The sequence below is a fragment of the Vibrio sp. 10N.261.45.E2 genome (assembly GCF_002875705.1).
Classification (GTDB): Bacteria; Pseudomonadota; Gammaproteobacteria; order Enterobacterales; family Vibrionaceae; genus Vibrio.
The window spans coordinates 23,108-46,726 of sequence record NZ_MCZZ01000095.1 but is presented as its reverse complement, the minus strand read 5'-3'; the positions used below and the strand labels follow the sequence as shown (position 1 = coordinate 46,726).

At 45.8% G+C, this 23,619-nt stretch carries 23 protein-coding genes; 15 read left to right on the top strand and 8 right to left on the bottom strand.

Going from position 1 to position 23,619, the window contains the following annotated elements:
• Positions 1–117: 117 nt before the first annotated feature.
• On the top strand, positions 118–2,232 hold the full coding sequence (locus tag BCT34_RS05785; RefSeq protein ID WP_076651012.1) for a methyl-accepting chemotaxis protein: 2,115 nt from the start codon (positions 118–120) through the stop codon (positions 2,230–2,232).
• Positions 2,233–2,333: 101 nt separating this feature from the next.
• On the opposite strand, the gene BCT34_RS05780 is transcribed toward BCT34_RS05785, so the two are convergent.
• The gene (locus BCT34_RS05780; RefSeq protein WP_076651013.1) at positions 2,334–3,185 is read right to left on the bottom strand and encodes a LysR family transcriptional regulator; all 852 of its coding nucleotides are present in this window, start codon (positions 3,183–3,185) and stop codon (positions 2,334–2,336) included.
• 98 nt (positions 3,186–3,283) lie between these two features.
• Between BCT34_RS05780 and BCT34_RS05775 the strand changes: the two genes are divergently transcribed.
• Positions 3,284–3,931, top strand: coding sequence for a glutathione S-transferase family protein (locus tag BCT34_RS05775; protein WP_076651014.1), 648 nt, complete (start codon positions 3,284–3,286; stop codon positions 3,929–3,931).
• Positions 3,932–4,002: 71 nt separating this feature from the next.
• Here BCT34_RS05775 and BCT34_RS05770 read toward each other — a convergent pair whose 3' ends face one another.
• Both BCT34_RS05770 and BCT34_RS05765 read right to left on the bottom strand, forming a co-directional pair.
• Positions 4,003–4,236, bottom strand: a complete 234-nt coding sequence (locus BCT34_RS05770) for a helix-turn-helix transcriptional regulator (protein ID WP_076651015.1) — start codon at positions 4,234–4,236, stop codon at positions 4,003–4,005.
• A 10-nt stretch (positions 4,237–4,246) separates the two neighbouring features.
• Positions 4,247–4,795 (bottom strand): DUF2975 domain-containing protein, encoded by a 549-nt coding sequence (locus BCT34_RS05765; protein WP_076651016.1) that lies wholly within the window; start codon positions 4,793–4,795, stop codon positions 4,247–4,249.
• 232 nt (positions 4,796–5,027) lie between these two features.
• On the opposite strand from BCT34_RS05765, the gene BCT34_RS05760 reads away from it, so the two are divergent.
• Complete coding sequence (locus BCT34_RS05760) at positions 5,028–6,470, top strand: N-acylglucosamine 2-epimerase (protein WP_076651017.1); 1,443 nt, start codon at positions 5,028–5,030, stop codon at positions 6,468–6,470.
• Positions 6,471–6,539: 69 nt separating this feature from the next.
• On the opposite strand, the gene BCT34_RS05755 is transcribed toward BCT34_RS05760, so the two are convergent.
• Positions 6,540–6,947, bottom strand: coding sequence for a hypothetical protein (locus BCT34_RS05755; RefSeq protein ID WP_076651018.1), 408 nt, complete (start codon positions 6,945–6,947; stop codon positions 6,540–6,542).
• Positions 6,948–7,244: 297 nt separating this feature from the next.
• On the opposite strand from BCT34_RS05755, the gene BCT34_RS05750 reads away from it, so the two are divergent.
• The 3 genes from BCT34_RS05750 (at position 7,245) to BCT34_RS05740 (ending at position 9,251) form a co-directional block, all read left to right on the top strand.
• Positions 7,245–7,934, top strand: coding sequence for a flavin reductase (locus BCT34_RS05750; RefSeq protein WP_076651019.1), 690 nt, complete (start codon positions 7,245–7,247; stop codon positions 7,932–7,934).
• Positions 7,935–8,054: 120 nt separating this feature from the next.
• Positions 8,055–8,846, top strand: a complete 792-nt coding sequence (locus tag BCT34_RS05745; protein WP_076651020.1) for a CLCA_X family protein — start codon at positions 8,055–8,057, stop codon at positions 8,844–8,846.
• An 81-nt stretch (positions 8,847–8,927) separates the two neighbouring features.
• The gene (locus BCT34_RS05740; protein ID WP_076651049.1) at positions 8,928–9,251 is read left to right on the top strand and encodes a DUF4144 domain-containing protein; all 324 of its coding nucleotides are present in this window, start codon (positions 8,928–8,930) and stop codon (positions 9,249–9,251) included.
• A gap of 119 nt (positions 9,252–9,370) precedes the next feature.
• Here the strand turns inward: BCT34_RS05740 and BCT34_RS05735 are convergent, their stop codons facing one another.
• Positions 9,371–10,699, bottom strand: coding sequence for an anaerobic C4-dicarboxylate transporter (locus BCT34_RS05735; protein ID WP_076651021.1), 1,329 nt, complete (start codon positions 10,697–10,699; stop codon positions 9,371–9,373).
• Positions 10,700–11,110: 411 nt separating this feature from the next.
• Here BCT34_RS05735 and BCT34_RS05730 point away from each other — a divergent pair, with 411 nt between their 5' ends.
• The 9 genes from BCT34_RS05730 (at position 11,111) to BCT34_RS05690 (ending at position 22,022) form a co-directional block, all read left to right on the top strand.
• Positions 11,111–11,770 (top strand): HAD family phosphatase, encoded by a 660-nt coding sequence (locus BCT34_RS05730; protein ID WP_008221043.1) that lies wholly within the window; start codon positions 11,111–11,113, stop codon positions 11,768–11,770.
• A 196-nt stretch (positions 11,771–11,966) separates the two neighbouring features.
• Positions 11,967–12,593, top strand: coding sequence for an HD domain-containing protein (locus tag BCT34_RS05725; protein WP_076651022.1), 627 nt, complete (start codon positions 11,967–11,969; stop codon positions 12,591–12,593).
• A 63-nt stretch (positions 12,594–12,656) separates the two neighbouring features.
• Positions 12,657–13,343 (top strand): DNA-3-methyladenine glycosylase I, encoded by a 687-nt coding sequence (locus BCT34_RS05720; protein ID WP_076651023.1) that lies wholly within the window; start codon positions 12,657–12,659, stop codon positions 13,341–13,343.
• Between the two features lie 194 nt (positions 13,344–13,537).
• On the top strand, positions 13,538–14,272 hold the full coding sequence (locus BCT34_RS05715; RefSeq protein ID WP_076651024.1) for a GntR family transcriptional regulator: 735 nt from the start codon (positions 13,538–13,540) through the stop codon (positions 14,270–14,272).
• Between the two features lie 451 nt (positions 14,273–14,723).
• The gene (gene xdhA / locus BCT34_RS05710) at positions 14,724–16,169 is read left to right on the top strand and encodes a xanthine dehydrogenase small subunit (RefSeq protein ID WP_076651025.1); all 1,446 of its coding nucleotides are present in this window, start codon (positions 14,724–14,726) and stop codon (positions 16,167–16,169) included.
• Positions 16,162–18,567, top strand: coding sequence for a xanthine dehydrogenase molybdopterin binding subunit (gene xdhB / locus BCT34_RS05705; protein WP_076651026.1), 2,406 nt, complete (start codon positions 16,162–16,164; stop codon positions 18,565–18,567). Before xdhA ends, xdhB begins: the two co-directional genes overlap by 8 nt.
• A 49-nt stretch (positions 18,568–18,616) precedes the next feature.
• On the top strand, positions 18,617–19,498 hold the full coding sequence (xdhC, locus tag BCT34_RS05700) for a xanthine dehydrogenase accessory protein XdhC (RefSeq protein WP_076651027.1): 882 nt from the start codon (positions 18,617–18,619) through the stop codon (positions 19,496–19,498).
• Positions 19,499–19,557: 59 nt separating this feature from the next.
• Positions 19,558–20,892, top strand: coding sequence for a guanine deaminase (guaD, locus tag BCT34_RS05695; protein ID WP_076651028.1), 1,335 nt, complete (start codon positions 19,558–19,560; stop codon positions 20,890–20,892).
• Between the two features lie 248 nt (positions 20,893–21,140).
• Positions 21,141–22,022 carry an AEC family transporter gene (locus tag BCT34_RS05690; RefSeq protein WP_076651029.1) on the top strand — a complete coding sequence of 294 codons (882 nt, stop codon included), beginning with the start codon at positions 21,141–21,143 and terminating at the stop codon, positions 22,020–22,022.
• Here the strand turns inward: BCT34_RS05690 and BCT34_RS05685 are convergent.
• The 3 genes from BCT34_RS05685 to BCT34_RS05675 form a co-directional block, all read right to left on the bottom strand.
• On the bottom strand, positions 22,019–22,543 hold the full coding sequence (locus BCT34_RS05685; RefSeq protein WP_076651030.1) for a hypothetical protein: 525 nt from the start codon (positions 22,541–22,543) through the stop codon (positions 22,019–22,021). The two genes, BCT34_RS05690 and BCT34_RS05685, sit on opposite strands and share 4 nt — an antisense overlap.
• A gap of 337 nt (positions 22,544–22,880) precedes the next feature.
• Complete coding sequence (locus tag BCT34_RS05680; protein WP_017076957.1) at positions 22,881–23,282, bottom strand: hypothetical protein; 402 nt, start codon at positions 23,280–23,282, stop codon at positions 22,881–22,883.
• A gap of 21 nt (positions 23,283–23,303) precedes the next feature.
• Positions 23,304–23,543, bottom strand: a complete 240-nt coding sequence (locus BCT34_RS05675; protein ID WP_076651031.1) for a hypothetical protein — start codon at positions 23,541–23,543, stop codon at positions 23,304–23,306.
• Positions 23,544–23,619 lie beyond the last annotated feature (76 nt).

Here is a 23,619-nt window from a genome sequence, read left to right as displayed (position 1 = left end):
ATCTTGTTTATATTTTTGATCTCCCTATTCTTTTTGTGTTCATTTTTTTGCATTTTCCGTTCACTTATCTTGTTTAAAATCTCTGCAAAACTACCACTATTTAGCTAGAGAGATCATATGTTTAACAGTATACGAACGCGAATTGCGGTAAGTGCAGGCGGAGCGATGGCTTTCACCCTGTTGATCGCAATGGGCATGACCACTAGCGCTTTTACTGATGTGAATAAACAAGTCACAGAGAAAGTAAAACTACAGTTAATCGACGCTACGACAACCGATTTACAAAACACGGCACTTCAGCAAGGGTTGAACATTTCCAACCAACTTAATCCGGTATTAGCCAACTTAAAACAAGCACGTTCAATCATTGAGTTGAGTTCAGAAACGAACGCTAGCGCAGGCCTTATCGTTAAACAGTTTACTGCCGCTTTAGAAGCACAAAACAAAGCCGTCTTTGCTGGCTACATGGTGTGGGAAAACAAGACTTGGCCACAACAAACCGATCTCAATGGCGAGATCAGCTTGGACAGCGAATTAGGCTTTAACAGTCAGGGCTATCTTGCCCCTTTCTTCTCTCCCAATGACCAAAACAGCTTTGATGCGGTCGCAATGGAGAGCTTCAGCAACACTGAACTAAACAGCAATGGCGAGCGCAAAGACGACTGGCACTTAATGCCTTACCAAACAGGCAAAACGTTCGTAATGGAACCATACTTCTATCCGGTTCGTGGTAAGCAAGAACTCATTACCACCATCAGCCAACCGATCAAACAGAACGGTAAGATCATCGGCTCAATTGGTTTCGATCTGTCACTTCATGAACTGCAAAGCCAGAGTGAAGGGCTTGCTCGCCACTTGTTCGATGGGCAAGGTAAAATCCTCATCACGTCATGGAAAGGTATTACCCTAGCCAACAGCAGCGCTGGAAACACGGTCGGTAAGAAAGTCTCGCCAGAGCTAGAAAAAGAATGGTCGCGAGTTCAGTCTATTGCTAAACAGTCTGGGGCTGGGTTGGTTACATTTGGTGGTGATGAGTACGCCATTACTGCTATCGAGACCAGCGACGCACCATGGGTAGTCATGGTGTCGGTTCCCAGTAGTCACCTTGCAAAAAGTGTCGACGAATACACCCAGTGGAGTGATGAACAGAATTCGAAAGCGCTTGAGAAAGGTGTGTGGGCAGGGATCGTCGCCGTTCTTCTAGGCATCATATCTATGGCATTGATCGCCAACTCTCTGGGCAAAGTTCTCAATAACTTAGTCGAACGCTTCAAAGATGCCGCACAAGGCGAAGGCGATTTAACCTATCGTATAGAAGTAAAAGGAAAAGATGAGACCGCGCAACTGGCTCACTGGTTTAATACCTTCCTATCTCGTATACAAGAGATGCTACTTACTGTAATGGCGACAGCAGACCAAGTTGATAAAAACGCGACTGAAGGTCAAGCGCGTGCAGAAGTATCACGTGACCAGTTGAACGCTCAAGTAAACGAAGTTAACTCACTGGCCACTGCAATCAATGAGATGAGTGCGACTGCGCAAGAAGTGGCGAACTCAGCCGTGCAAGCCGCTGCCGCAGCGAGCCAAGTACAAAGCAATAGCCTTAACGGCATGACACGCATGGACAATGCTGCCAGCGCGGTTGATAGCTTAGCGGTTCAAGTGAATAATGCGCAGCAACAAACGCAAAACTTGGTCGATTCGAGCACTGCTATTCAAGGCATTTTGAGCGAAATTGGTGGCATTGCAGAACAAACTAACTTGCTTGCACTGAATGCTGCCATTGAAGCTGCCCGCGCGGGTGAAGCGGGACGAGGCTTTGCCGTGGTAGCCGATGAAGTACGTAACCTAGCAAACCGTACTCAAGGTTCGACCGAAGAAATCCGCTCAATGTTGGCACGCCTAGAGCAAGAGACCCAGTCAATCGTGGTATTAATGGAGCAAAGCCAACAGCAAGCGAACGATACCAAAGGCGAAACTCAAGCCGCCCATTTAGCGCTGTCTGAGATTAACCAAGCCATTGAAGTCATCAACGACATGAACAATCAAATCGCTTCCGCAGCTGAAGAGCAAAGTTCAGTATCTGAAGAGATTAACCGCAACGTGGTCATCATTAACGACACCGCCGTGGAAGTGATGGACACCATGACATCCTCGGTAGAAATCAGTAATGACCTGACAATAAAAGCCGGAGATCTACACGGAGAGTTGAGTAAATTTAAGCTCTCTTAATTCTCTCTCTTCCATAAAAACAAGGCCGAGAAACGCAATGTTCTCGGCCTTTCTATTTCTTGAGCACTCTCAGTATCAATGCCTCTCACCGAGCAACAAGTCTAATTGGAATCCAACTCAATCAGCTGATTGAGCACCTCTTTATCCAATACAGGATGATGCTTGCTCGCTAAGATGAGTACAATATCAACCGAAGGCAATGGTGGCATGTCATCAAGGATTTTCAGCTCCGGAGTGACGCTAAGCTTACCCATAGCTCCAATCGCCAGCCCTGCTTTGACGATAGCGCGCTGAGCTGAAGCCGTGTTACTACAGGCTAGTAATTGATAGGGTATCCCCTGCTTAGTTAAACCATTTACCGCCGCAGCGTGGTATTTACAATCAGTCTGAAACAGAGCAAGCGGGACAGGTTTAGAATCATCAAACACAAAATCAGGACTGCTTATCCAAACGCCCACATCACTGGTTAGCCAGTATCCTTCTTCACTATCGGGAGCGCGAGTCACAATCGCAGCATCGAGCCTACCATCATCAAGCCACTCTCTAAGCGTAATGCTCGGTAAGCTAAACACTTGAATGGAACAGGTAGGTTCAGCGTTCTGCAACAGCTTAATCACTTTCGGCAATATGCTGTCGTTATAGTCTTCAGGGCAGCCGAGTCGCAGAGGTTGTTTGTCTTCATAACGTTTTACTTGTTTCAATGCCGTATTGTGGAGTGCGACGAGCTGCTCCGCATGAGAACGCAATGCCAAGCCCGCCTCAGTCAAAACTAGATTGCGTCCCTCTTTTTGAAACAGGGTGACGTTAAGTTCTTCCTCTAACTTACGCATCTGAGCACTAAAGGCCGATTGGGTGCGACTAATCTGCTTTGCAGCACGTGTAAAACTGCTGGTCTCCACAAACGCGAGAAAGCCTCGCAACGCATCAATATCCATATTGAAAACACCACCCATCGTTTTTATTAATGTATTGCATCAAAATTATCCGTTAGTGCGCCGCAATACAATCCCCTAAGCTCAAATGCATACTCACCAAACGCAAGGAAGCACCTATGCAGCTTTATATTGGAAACCAGAACTACTCTACTTGGTCATTGCGCGCATGGCTAATATTCGACAACTACAACCTGAATGCAGACATCATCAAACTTAAGCTCTTCACCTCAGGTTTTTACGACACTCTGGCGAAAGTGACGCCAACGGCCAAGGTTCCGACCTTAGTAGATGGAGACATTGCGGTGTGGGATTCATTGGCGATTCTCGAATACGTTAACGACGCCCACTTGAACGGCGCAGCATGGCCAAAATCCACCAAAGAGCGTGCTCGTGCAAGAGCTATTTCCGCAGAGATGCACTCAGGATTCTTTGCTGTCAGGAATGAAATGCCAATGAATTGCCGAGCTAAAAGAAAGCTTACGCTGAGTGAAGGCGCGCTGAAAGACATCGAACGTATTGATGCGATATGGTCGACGCAGATGGAACAATACCCAGAAGGTTGGTTGTTTGGTGGATGGTCGATTGCTGATGCCATGTTTGCACCAGTAGCCCTGCGAGTCGAAACCTATGGCATCAAGCTTTCGGAAAAATCCCAGCAGTATCAACAACGTGTGCTGAACAGCCCATCAATACAAAAATGGCTAGCAGAGGCAAGCTTAGAAAAAGATATCGTTGAAGAAGACGAGGCGGGAGAGCCTGTTTAGTGTGGAGTGAATGAGTCTCGAACAACTTCGAGACTCATTGTTGTAACTAGTAAATACGATTTGCTGACTCGCTACTCGGTAGTAACGCTATCTTGGTGAACATTCGCTTCAAATTCCAATATGTCACCAGGTTGACAATCTAATACTTCACACAACTTGTCGAGTGTCGATAGCCTTACCGCTTTGGCTTTGCCATTCTTTAGTACCGATAAGTTGGCTTCTGTTATCCCAACTTCTTTTGCCAATGTCTTTAATCGCATTTTCCGTTTGGCCATCATAATGTCTAAATTAATGCGGATAGTCATGACAAGTCCTTTAAATCGTTTGGCTGTGTTCGTCAGCCAGAATATAACCTTCTTTCATCACCCATGAGATGATCAAAATAATTATACCCAATATCAGTGTTAAAAAGTCCATACCAACAAAACTAATCTCAAAGATACGGTCACCTGGTGGATTATTGAACGACAGAATCACTGACATCAATGAACCATAGATAACTGAACCTAATACCCAATAAAACAAGCTATATCCGAGTTTCTGATAGGACATTGCGTTTTCTAAAGAGAAGATTTCACCTCGCTCATAGTTACGGAATAGGCGTATCAGAACCGTTAATGCATACATAAGAATGCTCGACATCGCCAAACTGGTGAACATTGCGATGATTCTTGTTGTCGTAGTGAGTGGAGAGGTTGTGAAGTAGTCCATCTCGATAGAAAACTGAATAATGCCCATCTCACTAAGAAAGTCATAGGGTGTTTGAACAGTTAGCCAGAAGTAACACACCATGATCGGAGTGAGTGCAAGCAAGGACTGCAGTAGCATTCGCACACGGCGACTTTGTTTTTGAATCTTAGACATACTTATATTCCTGTTGAGTTGATGGAAGAATATTAAGATCAAAATAAACGATGATCAACAATAATTTATCGATAAACGATAATTTATTGTTTATTTGCAATATTAAATGAGTAAGACCCAGATAATCCTACATCTACACCACAAATAATTTGGTCGATTGTGATCGCTGATTCACAATGTGCAGATGTGATTGTTTATATTCAACGAAACTCAAATCATTAAGATAAACATCATGTTACGAGCAACCATCGCATTACTCAGCGTGACCAGTTTCGCTATATCTGCCAATGTCACCCTTCCCACAGGCGAAGACTGGATCAATCATGCCTCTGAAGGGCTGGCACCTTATTGGCTAATGCCGAGTGCTCAGGGAGAACCGATAGGCAACTTCCCCACTTTCCGTTGTGATGATGGAACACTCCTCGATGTATCTAACGTTTGTCCTGAATTAGACAGAGGCTGGATCACACCACACTTTGGCAAAGAGTTTACGCGCATGAAATCGCGTCAAACCTATGCCTATGGCGTGCTCTACCACCTGACTGGCGATAAGCAGGCATTAGCGCTCGCTAAGCAAGGGGCTTACTTCCTCATTGAACACTTAGAAGATCAGCAAAATGGCGGCTTCATCAGCTTCACCAAAGATGGAAAAGCAGGATTGGAGTGGCAACAGCGAACGGCTCAAGATCAAGCGTATGCATTAGTTGGATTAGCGATGTACTACTATCTCACCCAAGACAAACAGGTAGAGGAAGCGCTCATTGCCCAACAAGCGTTTATCTTTGAAAAGTATCGACTTAAAGATGGGAATGGCCTTGCTTGGGTACTTGCTGACGGTGAAGATGGCAAAGCCACACAACGTGAACTGGTCGCGCAACTTGATCAGATTAATGGTTACATGCTGTTAGTTGCACCTCTGCTAAAAGAGCCCACCAAGACAAAGTGGCTTGATGACCTGAATTGGCTGACACAAACCATGGTCGAGCACTACCACTCTGAAGATGAACAACGCTTCTACGGTGCGATTCACAGCAAAGCTGCCATGATGCCAAACGCCAATCACAACGATTTTGGACACACCATCAAAGCCTATTGGATGACTTACCTTACAGGCCAAGCATTGGATAACTCCGAATGGAAAGAGTTCGGTATGAATGGGATGAAGCACACCTTAGCCCAAGCTCAATATCAAAAAGAGTTCGTGAGCGTATCTCAATACTTTGGCGAAGAACTTCAACAAGCGTGGAAAGGACAAGAGATTACGGGCTGGCAAAGCAGGCCTCACAGCCAGTGGGCTTCATCATGGGAGTGGGCTGAGCTTGATCAAGCAGCAATGACGGTTTCGCTTGTCGATGGTTCAATGAAAGACGTACTGCAATACACCCTACCCACCTTTCATGATGTATGGGTTGATCACAAGTATGGTGGCGTTGGGCTTGATCCTAAAAGTACCAAAGCGTTCCAATGGGGCAACGGCTATCACCAATTTGAACATGCGTTGATTGGTTATTTATATGCTCAGCAAATTGAAGACCAACCCGCGATCTTACATTACGCAAGGCCAACCAACAGCCAAATGCCGATGGAGCCTTACTACTATCAAGGGGATGTGGTTAAGTTAGAGAATCAAGACGATGAAACGCAAAGGGTCAGCTTCAAAAACATTCGACCTTAGCGTGAGTGTTCACTCTGATTAAGCGAATATGCGACAAAGCCTGAAAGCGATTTTCAGGCTTTTTAATGGCTACTTTCTCTTACCCTGCTCTACCAGCTTTTCATTCCATGCCGTATTGCCGTCACGCTTGGTAACGTCATACTCAGAACAGAACTGAGAGATGGTCATGTTGTTGTCGCCCGTCGCTAATTTTAATGCCAGCTGGACTTGTTGAAGCTTACTTTGCAGACGCAGAATCTGACCAGCATTAGGGCTTTTTTCTTTGGCATACTTTAAGGCTGCATGTTTACGTTCTGCCGCGCCCGCTCGGCGATCCGCTTCTGATAGCAGATACTTTAGTTGAGCAACACTCTTACCTTTCTTGAAGGCAGGATCAAGCAACTCAACGCATTCATCAAACGATGGGTTGATAACATATGGATCAACTTTATGAGCTTGTTGGCGCATCCACTCAAGAGCGAGTTTTTCATCTGACATAATTAAATCTTTACCAAAGAAATAGCCCTATATGGTATCGCTCAATAGCAAACCGCTGCAATAACAAATTTAGCGACTTCGTATCTTTACACGACTGCTGAACCATTATGCCCCAGCAAGGACAGTAACAAAGAATCCTAAGTCCCCCTTCCTTTTTAAAACACCCAAGCACTTTCTCAAACATCCCAGCAAGTAGCCGCAGACTCTTTGATCGATAAAAGGTGATTCTTCGTACATATAAGCTCGTTAGCGAGCAAGCTCGAAAATAACAATAATGAGAAGAAGAGAAGAGAAGATATGAAGAACATAACCCTTTCTAAACAAGATATCCAAACCATGGATCAGCGCCAGCGCATTCGTTTAGTTAACTCTCTGTCTGGGTTCAAAAGCGCCAACCTCATTGGCACTTGTGATAAACAGGGTGTCGAGAACCTTGCGATAGTGAGCTCGGTTATCCATCTAGGGTCTGATCCTGCTCTGCTTGGTTTTATTGTTCGTCCTGACAAAAGCCGCCGTCATACGCTAGAAAACATTGTCGAAACTCAGCACTTCACCGTTAACAGCATTGGCGCCGATTTCGTAAAAAAGGCACATCAAACCTCGGCTCGTTATCCCAAACCAGTCTCTGAATTTAACGCGGTCGGTCTCACACCCTATTATGACGACATTTTTCCCGCTCCCTTCGTCTTGGAAAGCAATTTAAAAATAGGGTTAACGTTCAAAGAAAAGATCACCATCGAAAGCAATCAAACTCAAATGCTGATCGGTGAGGTGGTAACGATCCACGCACCAAAGCGCGCACTAATGCCGGATGGCTACCTTGATTTAGAGACGTTGGATATAGTCACAGTATCAGGGCTTGACAGCTACCACGTAACTCAAAGGCTGCACCGATTAAGCTATGCAAAACCACAAGCGCCCCTCTTCCCACTTACTCGTGAAGGTAACCCAACCTCTTGGGAAGCATTTGAGCTTAACCTAGACTAATTTTGTTCGGCAATTTGCCACTAAAAGTGCTAACTTCCCTTAATTCTAAGAGATGCATCTCAGATATGTGCTTCTCGCTAAGCATCCCATTCATTCTTCTGTCTGTTTCCAAGGACCCTTTTGAAGTTAACTCACTTTAAATACAAAACGCGCGAAGGCCCAGACTACCGACATGGCGACCAGGTGTCTTTTATGGACATCAAACAGACCTTTGGTATGGGCAGCATTCGTGTGGGCGCTTGGGTAACCAAAGAAGAGAAGGACTTGGCTGCGAACTTGATATTCGATTCGCTAGCAGACTTAGCTTACATCTTGGCTTTGCCACCAGAAGCGATTGGCCTGCGCGGAACCTTAGGTTTAGCGTTCGGCAGTGGCGGCAGAAAAGGCGTGCAAGCACACTACGCACCTAACCAGCGAGAATTAGCCCTTGCTAAGAATGCTGGAGCAGGTGCACTCGCTCATGAGTTTTGGCATGCGTTTGACCACTACATTGCCGAGAAGGCGTTTGAAATTGGTGACACCTCTGGCCCAAGAAAACACATCTTGTTTGCCAGTGACTGTTGGTTACACGATCGAAAAATAAGACCTCATCCATTAAACGAGAGTCTGATGTCATTATTCGATGCCACATTGCTTAGCGACAACAACTTAGATAAACACGATTACGTGGCTCGTAGCGTTATTGCCGACAAGGCGATGTCTGCCCGTTACTTCTCATTACCCACAGAGATGATGGCGCGCGCCTTTGAGTCAGTGATTGAATCCTGCTCTGATATTAAGAACGCTTATCTTGTGGATGGCACAACCAAGCCTGACATGTACCCCGTGTATCCCGATATGGCGCATCGAGAAGAGATATACCAAGCCCTACAAGGTTACTTCGCACCATTAGGGCGATCTTTGAGCAAATAGCGCTTGGGACTGCACATGACCAAAGGTTCGAAAGCGTTTATAGTGCTGACACACTTCAATACGAATGATTTAGAGGCAATAATGATCAGTTGGCCATCTTTGGTAAAACTCGACGGTGACGATGAGCTTATTTACGTCGCGTCCGAACAAGACTTTCAAGCCGAATGCTCAGACATGATCTTGGGCGAAGATGATTACCTCATCGATTCAGAAGGCGACAGCTACGCACTTCAATCGAGCTCAAATCAACTGTCCCTGACGAAACGACCTGAGCAGTATTCAGTTGAAAACGTGACTAAGCTGATTCGAAATCACGAGTTCCAGAAAGCCGAAGTATGCTTGATGAAGATTCACTTCCTAACCATTGAAGAAGCGATTCAGTCGCTCGCCTTTGAGCCTCGTTAATATTGGTTATTAATTCCAAACCTAGTTTCTAATCCGAACTATCAAACAAAAACAGCGCCTCAATAGGCGCTGTTTTTCTTTTCTTATCTCGCTAGCAGATTAAGCGACAAGAAGTTAGGTTAAGCGATAAAAATCTGTGCTAGTGCGTAACCTAAACAACATGCGCCTACGACACCGATCAAACCCACCGACATGAATGAGTGGTTGAAGTACCACTTACCAATCTTAGTGGTACCAGATACATCGAAGTTCACCGTTGCGATATCAGATGGGTAGTTCGGGATAAAGAAGTAGCCGTAAACCGCTGGCATCAAGCCGATAAGCAAGGCTGGATCTAACCCTAGACCAAGGCCAACAGGTAGCATCATACGTGCTGTTGCGGCTTGTGAGTTCACCACAACCGATACGATGAATAGCGCTAGTGCAAACGTCCAAGGGTAATTAGTCACCATTTCCACAATGCCAGATTTGAATTGAGGCATTGCGTATTGGAAGTAAGTATCTGACATCCAAGCGATACCGAAGATAGCAATCGCTGCCACCATACCCGATTTGAAGACCACGCCATTTGGCACGTGACGCGGGTCAGTTTTGGTCGCTAGCAAGATGATTCCGCCGAAACAGAGCATCATCATTTGGATGATCACCGACATCTTAATTGGCTTATCGCCGTCTACGATGGTTCTGATCTCAGGCACCATCGCCACGATAACAATCACGACAATTGAAAGTAGGAAAATCAAAACCGCATTACGAGCCGAAGTTGGAAGCACTTCATCCAAAGACGTCGCAGTGGTGTTTTCGATGCGCTTTTTCCACTCAGGATCTTTCAAACGTTCTTGATAATCAGGATCGTCGTTCAGTTCTTTACCGCGTTTCAAACTGTACAAAGAAAGTAAGAACGTACCAAACAGCGTTGCAGGAACCGTCACCATCAAAATGGAAAGCAGAGTAATCGAGTGTTGGATATCTGAAAGTTGTGCGAGGTAGTACACCACAGCTGCTGAAATTGGTGATGCAGTAATCGCAAGTTGAGATGCAACTGAAGCTGCCGCCATTGGACGCTCAGGACGAATACCGTTCTTTAGCGCAACATCGCCGATGATTGGCATAATGGAGTAAACCGCGTGGCCAGTACCCAATAAGAAAGTCATCGAATAAGTCACGAACGGGGCTATCATGGTAACGCGTTTCGGGTTCTTTCTTAACACCCTTTCCGCCACTTGTAGCATGTATTTCAAGCCACCAGCCGCTTCGAGGATCGAGGCACAAGTAACAACAGCGAGGATGATCAACATTACGGTGACAGGTGGAGACGTTGGTGGCATCTTGAAGACAAACACCTCGATAACCAAACCAATACCAGAAACAACACCTAAGCCAATACCACCATACCGAGAACCGATATAGAGAACGACAAGTAAAAATAGAAACTCAAAATACAACATAAGCAACCCTGCTAAAAATGTGGACTAATGATATTTTCTCCCTAAGCTCAGCCATTTACTTATTGCTTGGTCACACTATGATTGCAGGCTCCCGCAAATTGTTTTTTATAAGATTATGGTCACGCTAACCGACCTGTAAGTTTATGAAATGTAATAAGAAGACAGATACAAAGCTGAGGTTTGTTATGTGGAATAATCATAATTGTTTCTGTTAGATCTGTATGACCTATAAAATATCAAGCTCATAACTGAACGATATTATTCAATCACAAACCAATCACAACCCAAGTCATTCAGAGGCATATTACCGAGCCAATTGGATACATTCTTACTGAACGTTGACTCGCCTATCACTAGACACTATGTCAAAATACCCTCCCTCACGACGACAACACAGAAAGAACCACGTATATGAATTTTCAAGCTGCTATTTTTGATATGGATGGACTGCTGCTCGACACCGAGCGACTTTGTATGCAGGTTTTTGAAGAAGCATGTCACGCACAAGGTGTTCCGTTTTTGCAAGATGTTTACCTAGGCATCATTGGCTGCAACGCAAAAACTATCGAACAGATTTTTCGAAATGGCTACGGTGAAAACCTAGACTACCCTGCACTGAATAATGAATGGCGCACTCGCTACAGTGCGATTGTTAAAAACCAAGCAATCCCTGTAAAAGATGGCGTGATTGAGCTGCTTGAATGGCTAAAATCAAATGACATTCCAATCGCGGTGGCAACCTCAACTCAGCTAGATATCGCCAAGAAGAAGCTTGAGCTAGCAGGCCTAGATTCTTACTTCACTTCACTAAGCACAGGCTGCGAAGTGACTCACGGTAAACCTCACCCAGAGATTTACTTGCTGGCGGCAGAACGCTTAGGTGTTGCTCCTGAAACTTGTCTTGCGTTTGAAGACTCAAACAACGGCATTCGAGCTTCTATGGCAGCGAATATGATCAGCTTCCAGATCCCTGATTTAGTAGAGCCATGTGACGAAGTAAAAGCGCTTGGACACACCATCAGCCCTTCTCTGCATGATGTGTTAGCACAGCTTCAACAAGCTGCTGCTTAGGTTCTGATTACCGTTGATAACGCTTTAATCAACACAGAATAACCTTTCCATTAAGCCGACTCACAGAGTCGGTTTTTTTATTGGTATTCCTTTTATAAAAGATAAAAACTCGCACTTGAAACTGTTACAGTCGATGTGAAATATATGCTAAGTAATAAGCAAGATTGCTAACGTCTAAATATGGAGAAAGAGACGCGTGAAGGAAAAGTTTGAAGACCAACTGCTTGATTTTGCACAGCGAGAGATGACACAAGATGCAGCGCACGACATCAGCCACATCAAGCGCGTTGTCAAAGCTGCTAAAGCTTTATGTACTCAAGAACAGGCGAAGCTTGAGGTCGTCCTCCCTGCCGCTTACCTTCATGATTGCTTCACCTTTCCTAAGAATCATCCAGACAGAGCCCAAAGCTCAATAATGGCAGCAGACAAGGCGATCTCTTTCCTCAAATCTATCGACTATCCCGCGTCCTATCTTGATGAGATCCATCATGCCATTGTCACGCACAGCTATAGCGCCAACATCACGCCAGAAACCTTGGAAGCTCAGATTGTTCAAGATGCGGATCGCCTTGACTCTCTCGGTGCAATCGGCATTGCACGCTGTCTATACGTGGGTCAGAGCTTCGATGCCGAACTCTATAACCACGAAGACCCGTTTGCGAAGCAGCGCGACTTGGATGACAAGCATTACAGCGTCGATCACTTCTATGTGAAGCTGTTCAAGCTCGCTGAAACCATGAATACAGAATCCGCCAAATTAGAAGCCGACAAACGCACTAATTACATGCGTGGCTTTCTCGCTCAATTGGCGACAGAAGCTTAAGCTCCTTTTCATATAGAAATTAGCCCCCATATCATAAAGAATCGCTTTAGTTTGGAACCTCCAATGACCCAAGAAAAATTCGACACCATTTACCAACGTGCGGCTCACCGTAAAGGCGGAGCGGCAGAGCTCGAAAAGATTGTTCGTGCGCCTCTTTCACAAGCCGAGCTATCGCAAATCACCGACGACCGTTGGCTGGCAGCCTTTACTGAAAAGGTATTCCAGTGTGGTATTTCATGGAATGTGGTGAGAAAGAAATGGCCGCAATTTGAAGAAGTGTTCTTTGAATTCGACATCGAAAAGATGCTGATGCTGCCGAATGAGATGTGGGAACAGAAAGCACAAGACCCGCGTATTATTCGGCACCTCACAAAGGTGATGACCATCCCTGCCAACGCAATGATGATCCACAATGCCAAGCGTGAAGCGGATTCCTTCTCACAAATGGTTGCCGACTGGCCATCAGAACGCATCACAGAACTTTGGGACTACCTAAAAAAACACGGCAAGCGATTAGGTGGTAATACTGGTGCCTACACTCTGCGTCAAATGGGTAAAGACACCTTCATCTTGTCATCGGACGTTGAAGCGCACCTACGCAGTACCGATGTGGTCGATAGCGGTCGCAATACCAAGCGAGCACAAGTCGCAGCGAGTAAGGCTTTCAACGAGTGGCAGCAGCAATCAGGTCGCAACCTGAGCGAAATAAGCCAAATAGTGGCATACAGCTGTGGCGATAATCGCGTTTAGTTGAACCGAATATGACTTAAAGCCAAAGATTGCACACAGTTCCCTGCAAACTAAATGTTATAAGTCATTAACAAATAAGCGTGCATCGCACTTTCATCCGGTGGCATTGTATAGATAAATGTATACAATATAGAGTAATACTCATGAATTATTCTCGACCAACCCAACTAGACTAAACAAGGGTCCTTATCTCTATGACAGTTCTCAAAAACTCTGTCTCCAAAGGTGTAAAAACGAAAGTAACAGGCCAGACTCAAGACGATGTTGTTTACTGCCATATCTTCGACGCGATACTAGAACAAAGGCTGCCACCAGCTACTAAATTGAGCGAAGAAGCACTTGCAGAAATCTTTGGCGTTAGCCGTACTATTATCCGCCGTGCCTTGCTGCGCCTCTCTTTAGAACAAGTTGTGGTGATCCGCCCTAATCGAGGTGCTGTGATTGCAGCCCCAACAGTAGACGAAGCCAAGCAGATATTTAAAGCACGTGAAGTGATGGAAATTGCTATCACTGAGCTGGCGGTAAAAAACGCAACCAAAGCTCAAATAGAAGAATGCAGAAAATTAGTCGCGAAAGAGAACTGTGCTTTCGACCAAGGTGATTACGGCTCTGGCCTACGTTTGTCTGGTGAGTTCCACATCAAATTGGCTGAAATGGCAGAGAACGCGCCACTGCTGGCTTTCCAACGCAGCTTGGTATCGCAAACTTCACTGCTTATTGCCCAGTACGAAACCGGCAGCCACTCAAATTGCTCTCTCGATGAGCATGAAGGGTTACTTGATGCGATAGAGTCTGGCGATGAAGAGCAAGCCGTTGACCTAATGCTAGAGCATTTAAGCCATATTCGCTCCAAGCTCAACCTAGACAGCAACACAGCTTCGAGCGACCTGCACGTGGTGTTCTCTGATCTGCTCAAAAGCAAGTCATAGCTTTGCTAACTAGATAGCCAAACCTTTTGTTAACAACTTTTTATTAACAAAATAGGAGAGAAGTAAGCCTCAGCGTTTACTTCTCTTTTTTATGCGTGAAACCCTCTTCCATCGTTAGAAAATCACCACTACTTCCCCTATTCGCCTTGTTATTACTAGCCTGAACGAAGCTATAGAACTGAATAACACTGATGCGCTCGCCTCCTTAAATCCCTACATTTTTGTATACATCGTCAAAAACACATTCACAACATTAAACTTATCAAAAGACCACCAAATCTATATAAAACAAAAAAATAGATAACAAAGTGGATTGTACACAATTTACCACGACACCTCTTTGTTGCATTTTTGTAAATAAATAGTTGACCACAGGGTCAGGATGGATAATTATTGACCTAGAAGTCAAAAAGAATACACATGGAAATATGTCGATTTACAAGGAGGTCTCTTGATTACTTTTTTGCTCAATCAGGAAATAAGACGTGAAGACAATCTGTCGCCAAATATGACAGTGCTCAATTACCTTCGTACCAAGGTTAATAAAACCGGTACCAAAGAAGGTTGTGGGTCGGGTGACTGTGGTGCATGTACGGTAGTTCTCGGTGAAGTGGTGGATGGACAACTGCAATACCGTTCGGTGAACTCTTGCCTTACGTTCGTTTCAGCGCTGCACGGTAAACAGCTAATCACAGTAGAAGATCTGCAAAACAGAGATAAGTCATTGCACCCGGTGCAGAAAGCGGTGGTCGATTTTCACGGTTCACAATGTGGTTACTGCACGCCGGGCTTCATCATGTCGATGTTTGCACTAGGTAAGAACAAACCCGATGCGAGCAAAGAAGACGTCATGGAATCACTGGCAGGGAACCTATGTCGTTGTACGGGCTACCGACCAATTGTTGATGCTGCGATGTCGCTTTCAACAGACCAACCTTTGATCGACCAATTTGCAGAACTTGAACGCAACACCATCAAGAAGCTAGAAAGTATTCAAGACACCGAGGCCAACTTACGCCTTGGTCACCTCACCGCTTTTTCCCCGAAAAGCACCGATGAGCTGGCCAAGCTTTTTCAAGCGCATCCAAACGCTAAACTGGTTGCTGGCGGTACGGATTTAGCACTGGAAGTGACGCAATTCCATCGTGAGATTGAAACGCTGATCAGCGTAAACCTTGTTGAAGACATGAAGGTATGTGAAGAGACAGACACCGACTTAATCATTGGTGCCAACCTTCCAATCAGTGACTCTTACTCACTACTAAAAAAACACTATCCAGATTTTGGTGAACTGCTGCATCGCTTTGCGTCACTGCAAGTGCGTAACCAAGGCACCATAGGCGGTAACGTGGCGAATGCCTCGCCTATCGGTGATACGCCTCCTCTGCTGATTGCCCTAAACGCGAAGATCAAACTTCGTTGTGGTGATGAATCACGCATCATGCCGATTGAAGATTACTTCATCAGCTACAAAGTGACAGCGCAAAAAGAGAGTGAGTTCATTGAACAGATCATCATTCCTAAGCCAACCAACGACAGCTTCCGAGCTTACAAACTGTCTAAACGTTTAGACGATGATATCTCTGCAGTGTGTGGTGCGTTTGATATTCAAATCGAAGATGGCAAGGTTTCTTACGCTCGTATCGCCTTTGGCGGTATGGCAGCAACGCCTAAGCGCGCGGCGCGTTGTGAAAACACGTTATTAGGCAAACCGTGGACAGACGCTAATATTAAGTTAGCGATGCAGGAACTGTATAACGACTTTGAGCCACTCTCTGATTTCCGTGCAAGCCAAGAATACCGTTCACTGTCGGCGGCTAACATGCTGCGTCGTTACTTCATTGAACAGCAGAACAAAAACAACCAAATCGAAACAAGGGTAACGTCTTATGTCTAAATCAAATTCCTCTGTTCACAAGAGCAATGCGATGACCCACGAAGAGATGGTTACCATTGCAAAACAAGACCTAAAAACTGGCGTGGGTAAAAGTGTTAAACACGACAGTGCAGCCAAACAAGTAACGGGCGAAGCGGTATACATTGACGACCGCCTTGAGTTCCCAAATCAGCTGCACGTATACGCACGCCTGAGCACTCAAGCACACGCCAACATCACAAAAATAGATCTGTCACCGTGTTACGAGTTCGAAGGCGTGGCGATTGCTATTCAAGCGAAAGACGTACCGGGTGAGCTAGATATCGGTGCTATCCTTCCGGGTGACCCACTGCTTGCAGACGGCAAAGTAGAATACTATGGCCAACCTGTGATTGCCGTGGCAGCTAATGATTTAGAAACCGCACGCAAAGCCGCACATGCTGCGATTATTGAATACGAAGAGCTACCAGCTATTCTTGATGTCAAAGAAGCGCTAGCAAAAGAGCACTTCGTGACAGAGAGCCACACTCAACAACGTGGTGACTCAAAAGCGGCACTGGCAAAAGCGAAACACGTGATCTCTGGTGACCTAGAGATCGGCGGCCAAGAGCACTTCTACCTAGAAACCCAAATCAGTAGCGTAATGCCAACCGAAGACGGCGGCATGATCGTCTACACCTCGACTCAAAACCCGACCGAAGTTCAAAAGCTGGTTGCGGAAGTGATTGGCGTACCGATGCACAAAGTCGTGATTGATATGCGTCGTATGGGGGGTGGTTTCGGTGGTAAAGAGACTCAAGCAGCCTCTCCTGCCTGTATGGCTGCGGTGATTGCCCACCTTACAAGTCGACCGACCAAAATGCGTCTGCTGCGCAGTGAAGACATGCAACAAACCGGTAAACGACACCCGTTTTACAACCAATACACCGTCGGTTTTGACGACAATGGTGTGATTCAAGGTGCCGACATTACCGTTGCAGGTAACTGTGGTTACTCACCAGACTTATCAAGCTCTATCGTCGACCGTGCGATGTTCCACTCAGACAACGCTTATTACTTAGGCGATGCAACTGTAGTTGGTCATCGATGCAAAACCAACACAGCATCAAACACCGCATACCGTGGCTTTGGTGGCCCGCAAGGCATGATGACCATCGAACACATCATGGACGAGATTGCGCGTTACCTGAAAAAAGATCCTTTGGAAGTACGTAAGGCGAACTACTACGGCGAAGAAGGCCGTAACGTAACCCATTACTACCAAACCGTTGAAGACAACTTTTTACCTGAGATAACCGAACAGCTTGAACGCAGCAGTGACTATCACGCACGTCGTAAAGACATTGCCGAGTTCAACAAGCAAAGTCCTATCTTGAAGAAAGGCCTAGCGATCACACCAGTGAAATTCGGCATCTCGTTTACTGCGACTTTCTTGAACCAAGCAGGTGCGCTCATCCATATCTACACCGATGGCAGTATTCATTTGAATCACGGTGGTACGGAAATGGGGCAAGGCTTGAACATCAAAGTGGCACAAATCGTTGCACAGGAGTTCCAAGTCGATGTCGAACGTATCCAGATCACCGCTACAAACACAGACAAAGTTCCGAACACATCACCAACCGCAGCCTCATCGGGCACCGACCTCAACGGTAAGGCCGCGCAAAACGCCGCAATGACCATTAAGCAGCGCCTGATCGACTTCGCTTCTTCGCACTTCAAAGTGTGGCCTGAAGAGGTGGTATTTAAGAACGGCATGGTGCAGATCCGCGATGAGATCATGACCTTCAACTCATTTGTTGAACTGGCTTGGTTTAACCAAATCTCGCTATCAAGCACTGGCTTCTACCGCACTCCGAAGATCTATTACGATCACGAGAAAGCGCGCGGTCGTCCGTTCTACTACTACGCATACGGAGCATCTTGTTCAGAGGTTATCGTCGATACCTTAACCGGCGAGAACAAGATTCTGCGTGTCGATATCCTGCATGACGTAGGCGCTTCATTGAACCCTGCGATTGATATCGGCCAAGTCGAAGGTGGCTTTGTGCAAGGTGTCGGTTGGTTAACCACGGAAGAGTTGGTTTGGAACCAGCAAGGCCGCTTGATGACCAATGGCCCTGCAAGTTACAAGATCCCTGCGATTGCTGATATGCCAATTGATTTCAGAACGCACCTTTTAGAAAACCGTAACAACCCAGAAGACACCGTCTTCAACTCGAAAGCCGTGGGTGAGCCCCCTTTCATGTTGGGTATGTCGGTATGGAGCGCACTGAAAGATGCCATTAGCTATGTAGCCGTCGATGGCGCGATTCCTAAGCTAAACACACCAGCAACGCCAGAGCGTATTCTGATGGCGATTCAGGAAGTCTCAGAAACAGCCCCGACCTCGGTCGATGCTCAATCAGAAACGGCTTAATAGGGCTGATATAGAGCTTAGGAAGCATAGAAGGGATTTAGGAGGACATATGTTTAAGGATAATTGGATTCACGAACTGGCAAAACTGGAAGAGAACTACGAACCGTGTGTGATGGTGACGGTGCTCGAAGACAGAGGTTCCGTTCCACGTGATGCAGGTACCAAGATGCTTGTCACTCGTGACCGAATCATTGCCACGATTGGTGGTGGTCATCTTGAACATGTGGCCACTAAAATGGCTCGAGAGATGCTGATTGCCAGTGAAAAATCGCTCAAAGTGGAACGCTTCAACCTAGGTGCTCGTTTAGGCCAATGTTGTGGCGGTATGGCAACGTTAAGCTTTGAGCCGATTGGCACTCAGCAGAACCATCTTGTGCTATTCGGCGCAGGTCATGTTGCTAAGGCGCTGCTGCACATTGTCGCAACCCTGCCTTTCCGCGTGACTTGGATTGATGAACGTGAAGAAGTGTTCCCTGAAACGCTGCCACACGGTGTGAAAAAGCTAGTAAGCGACGATCCAGTCGGTGAAGTAAAACACATGCCACCGAACAGCTATTACCTAGTGATGACCCACAACCACCAGCTCGATTTTGATCTAACCAAAGCGATTATCGACCGTGAAGACAGCCGTTACTTCGGCATGATTGGTTCGCTCACTAAGCGTAAAAAGTTCGACTTCCGCTTAGAGCAACGTGGCTACAGCCAAGAGCAAATTGAAACCATGATTTGCCCGATTGGCATTAGTGCTGTGAATGGCAAACATCCTGCCGAAATTGCGGTATCGGTTGCAGGTGAACTGATCGCACACTATCAAGGCCAAGCCCTTGAACAAAAGCGCCCAACCAAACAATATCGAAATCAGGATTTGACCGATCAAAACAGTCAACCAAGCGATGTAGGCGAACCACCATTGGAAGAGAAGATCGCCTAATACAAGTCGCAAAGCTTCAGTGGCCATCACGTCGCTGAAGTCATTAAAAGGAAGTAAACATGACAACGCAACGCAAAGCTTATCGCGCCAGTATTTTACACAGCGTCGCCGACCCAAAAGATGTCGGTATCGATGAGTCTTACGACTATTTTGAAGACGGTGTTTTAGTGGTTGAGAACGGCCATGTCATCGACTTAGGCCATGCCGACGAGGTACTGGCTCGCCAACCTAAAACACTCGAAGTAAAACAATACAAAGACAAGCTGATCACCTCTGGCTTTATTGATACGCACATCCACTACCCTCAGACAGGGATGATCGCGTCTTACGGTGAGCAGCTTCTTGATTGGTTAGAGAACTACACCTTCCCAGAAGAAAAGCGCTTCAAAAATCCAGTCTACGCACACAAAGTGGCCAAGCTATTCCTAGACGAATTAGCAAGTAACGGTACTACTACTGCACTGGTTTTTGGCACGGTACACAAAGAGTCAGTTAACGTATTTTTTGAAGAAGCTGAGAAGCGCAACCTACGTATGATCGCGGGTAAGGTGTTGATGGATCGCAATGCGCCCGATTACCTTACCGACACACCAGAATCTGGCTATATCGATTCAAAAGAGTTGATCGAAAAGTGGCATAAGCGCGGTCGTTTGCACTATGCTGTGACACCTCGCTTCGCACCAACCAGCACACCAGAGCAACTTGCTACTGTGGGTAAACTGCTAGAAGAATATCCAGACGTGTACATGCACACTCACCTTTCTGAAAACGAGAAAGAGATCGAGTGGGTGAAATCGCTGTTCCCAGAGCGCGATAGTTACCTAGATGTCTATGATCATTACGGACTACTGCACAAGCGTTCAGTATTTGCTCACGGTATTCATCTGTCTGACTGTGAATGTAAGCGCCTAGCCGATACCGAATCTGCTATCGCATTTTGCCCAACTTCGAACTTGTTTTTAGGTTCGGGTTTATTCCGATTACCAGAAATGGAAGAGCACGGCATTCGTGTCGGTGTCGGAACCGATGTAGGCGCAGGTACCAGCTTCTCAATTCTGCAAACCATGAGCGAAGCGTACAAGATCATGCAGTTACAGCATAAAAAGCTGCACCCTGCGAAATCCCTGTTCTTAGCAACATTAGGTGGCGCACGTTCGCTGCATCTAGAAGACAAGATTGGTAACTTGGAAGTTGGCAAAGAAGCGGATTTCGTGGTGCTCGATTTGCACGCCACTCAACTGATGCGCTTTAGAATGGAACAAGCGACCAAACTTGAAGAAAAGCTGTTTGTACTAATGAGCTTGGGTGACGACAGAACCGTTAGCGAGACTTACATCTACGGTGAGAAAGCCTACGATGTGAATTTCAAAGACTACAAAAAGCTCGTTAGCTAATTTGCTAACAATGAACACATACTAGGTAACCTTTGTTGTTAAAGAACCCGTCCAGATTCGCCTAGTTTTAAAGACCAGCACTTAACGTAGCTGGTCTTTTTTTGTCCTTAATTCAAAGAAATACAAATTATTGCTTAACGTGTGCTTCACACCCATGACGCAACCGATTTAAGTTGGTAGGTTAGACGATGATCGGTCACGCTTTGTCCGTTTAAAACAACATCCACACACGCTTAGAAAGGATTTCTATGTTCGAACAGGTCGTCAGCATTCTGTTTCCCGTTTTTGCTTTAGCCAGTGCTGGCTTTGCGGTCGGTCGTTGGCTCAAGCCCGACTTCAAACCGATCAATCGCATTAACATGGATGTGTGTATTCCTGCTTTAGTGTTTGCATCGCTGACCACCATGCCTCTCGACACCGAGCAACTGCCACTTATCTCTGCGTCTTTGGTTTCGGTGTTAGTGCCAGCATTGTTGATGATTCCAATCTGTAAGATTTTTAAGCTCAACTTCAAAGCTTGGGCTCCTCCACACATGTTCCGCAACAGTGGCAACCTGGCTATTCCCCTGTTCACGTATACCTTTGGCGAAAGCGCATTAGCCCCTGCGGTATTACTGTTTGTGGTATCAGCGTGTGTGCACATTAGTGTCGGTTTGGCGCTACTAAGCGAAGGCAATCCGATCAAACAGATCCTCAAAATGCCGATATTCTTAGCCGCCGCATTAGCGATGACGCTCAACTTATCTGGCATTGCAGTATGGAATCCAATCTACGAAGCCACTTCTCTGCTTGGGCAAGCAGCGGTGCCTATCATGCTGTTGTCGCTAGGTTCGCAAATGGTCAACTTGAGACTGAGCGGATTAAAGGTAGGCTTGCTGTGTACCGCTCAATCGCTGTTTACTGGCGCCATCGCCTTTACCATCATCTACTTCTTTATCCCGCTGCCTACGCTGCACCTACAAATGATGGTGCTGTTCACCATGCTGCCACCCGCCGTGATGAACTACCTGTTCGCAGAACGCTTCAATGTCGAGCCACCCAAGGTCGCGTCCATGGTGTTGTTTGGTAACTTCCTGAGTGTGGTCACCTTACCTATCTTGCTGTCGTTCGCGCTGTCTTTATCGAACTAATTATTTGCACATTTATCTAATTTGAGCTCTGCGGTCACTTTCGTCAAACGCAACGCAATTGCGATACAGACTAAGTAAGGACTCACATACCAGAAGATGCTTTCTAGTGGCTGCTTCACCTGCGCTTCTCTGGTTTTAATGTATTGGTTCTTCTGTTTTTCATACTGACTCAGCATGCCACTCACCCACACGGCGTCGCTTTCCACCAGCGACACACTAGGCGGAGGAACCGTGAAATCTGCGGCGTTGGGCAACAGAGTGAAATCGACATCTTTAAAAGTAATCGCTGTATTCAAATACCACAAACACGCTTCATGGTGCTGTCCATTAGCGTCTAAAGATGGCTGACCTGTGCAGATGTCGCTTCTTAATTTATCCAAAGAAAACTGCTGAATCGACTCTAAAATAGTGACGGCTCTAGTTTGTTCAGTCTCGACCCAATCACCGGCTACCGATGCCCGAATTTCAGACACCGCACCCAGCATGCCGATACCCGCTAGCAGCGGCCACAAATAGTCCATCAATTTCCATTTTCGTCTGCTTAAATTGAATCCACACCAAATGGGAATATGTAAGAGGAGCGTTAGCCCAAGGGATAGCAAAACGAAATTCAAGGAGCTAGAGAGCATGAGTTCGCTATCGAAGAAGTGCTTCATAATGAGTTACTTGCCTGTATGACAAAGAGTAATTTGATACTAGGTTCGATATTAGAAAAGAGTGTAAGAGGAAAGTAAAAACAGCACCAAGAATTGGCGTTGGCGCTGTTTATTTGAGCACATAGCTACCGATGGCAGGACTTAACCAATCGTTACTCAGCGATTGCTGAGTTGTTCACGATACACAAGGAGCTAAAGGCTCTTATGCGGCAGACTTTAGATAGATACCGACCTCTCTTAGCTGCGCTTTAATATCTAGCATTTGCACGTGAGACAACACTAATTGGATCAAATTAAATACTGCCACCGCAAACATCAAACCTGCGACGTAGCCAGACCATACTTGTTGGTCTGCCTGATACAGAGTATTGAACGAAAGAGCGAAGAAAATGAGGCTGGAAAAACCAGCAGCATATTCATTGCAGTTGTAGACGTATGAACGCGTAACGTAATCGTATTTAATCTTAACCTTTCCAGCGGCTCTGCCTAGTTTAAGATTAAGAACATTCCCGCTCACTTCATATTCCAGCCCGTTAATCGAAGCAATATCCTGAACTTTCTCAAGCATGTCTTTTTTGTCCGTATTATTTTGAATACTATCCATGGTCACACTCTATTCCGCTGCCTAAAAACTATTAAATACACCAATTGCCAAAAGAAGGAGTGCGAGACTAATAGCTCCGATATAAGAGATTCTGGTTCGCTCTTTTTCAGTTGGAATCAATGGGGGGAAGCGCCCTAATGTGAATACTTTACAAACTATCCAGCTAGCTCCGTAACCAATGAACTCAATCAATATCGACTGAAACAGATACCTAAATAATGAGCTCAATGCCCTAAAATACGCGACTATCAAGTCTTCCATTTTTTGTCCTAATTAAAGTCAATTTGGTAAAAAAAATGCCATGAGTAGAGCTTCATATCAAGTGTCTTATACAGAA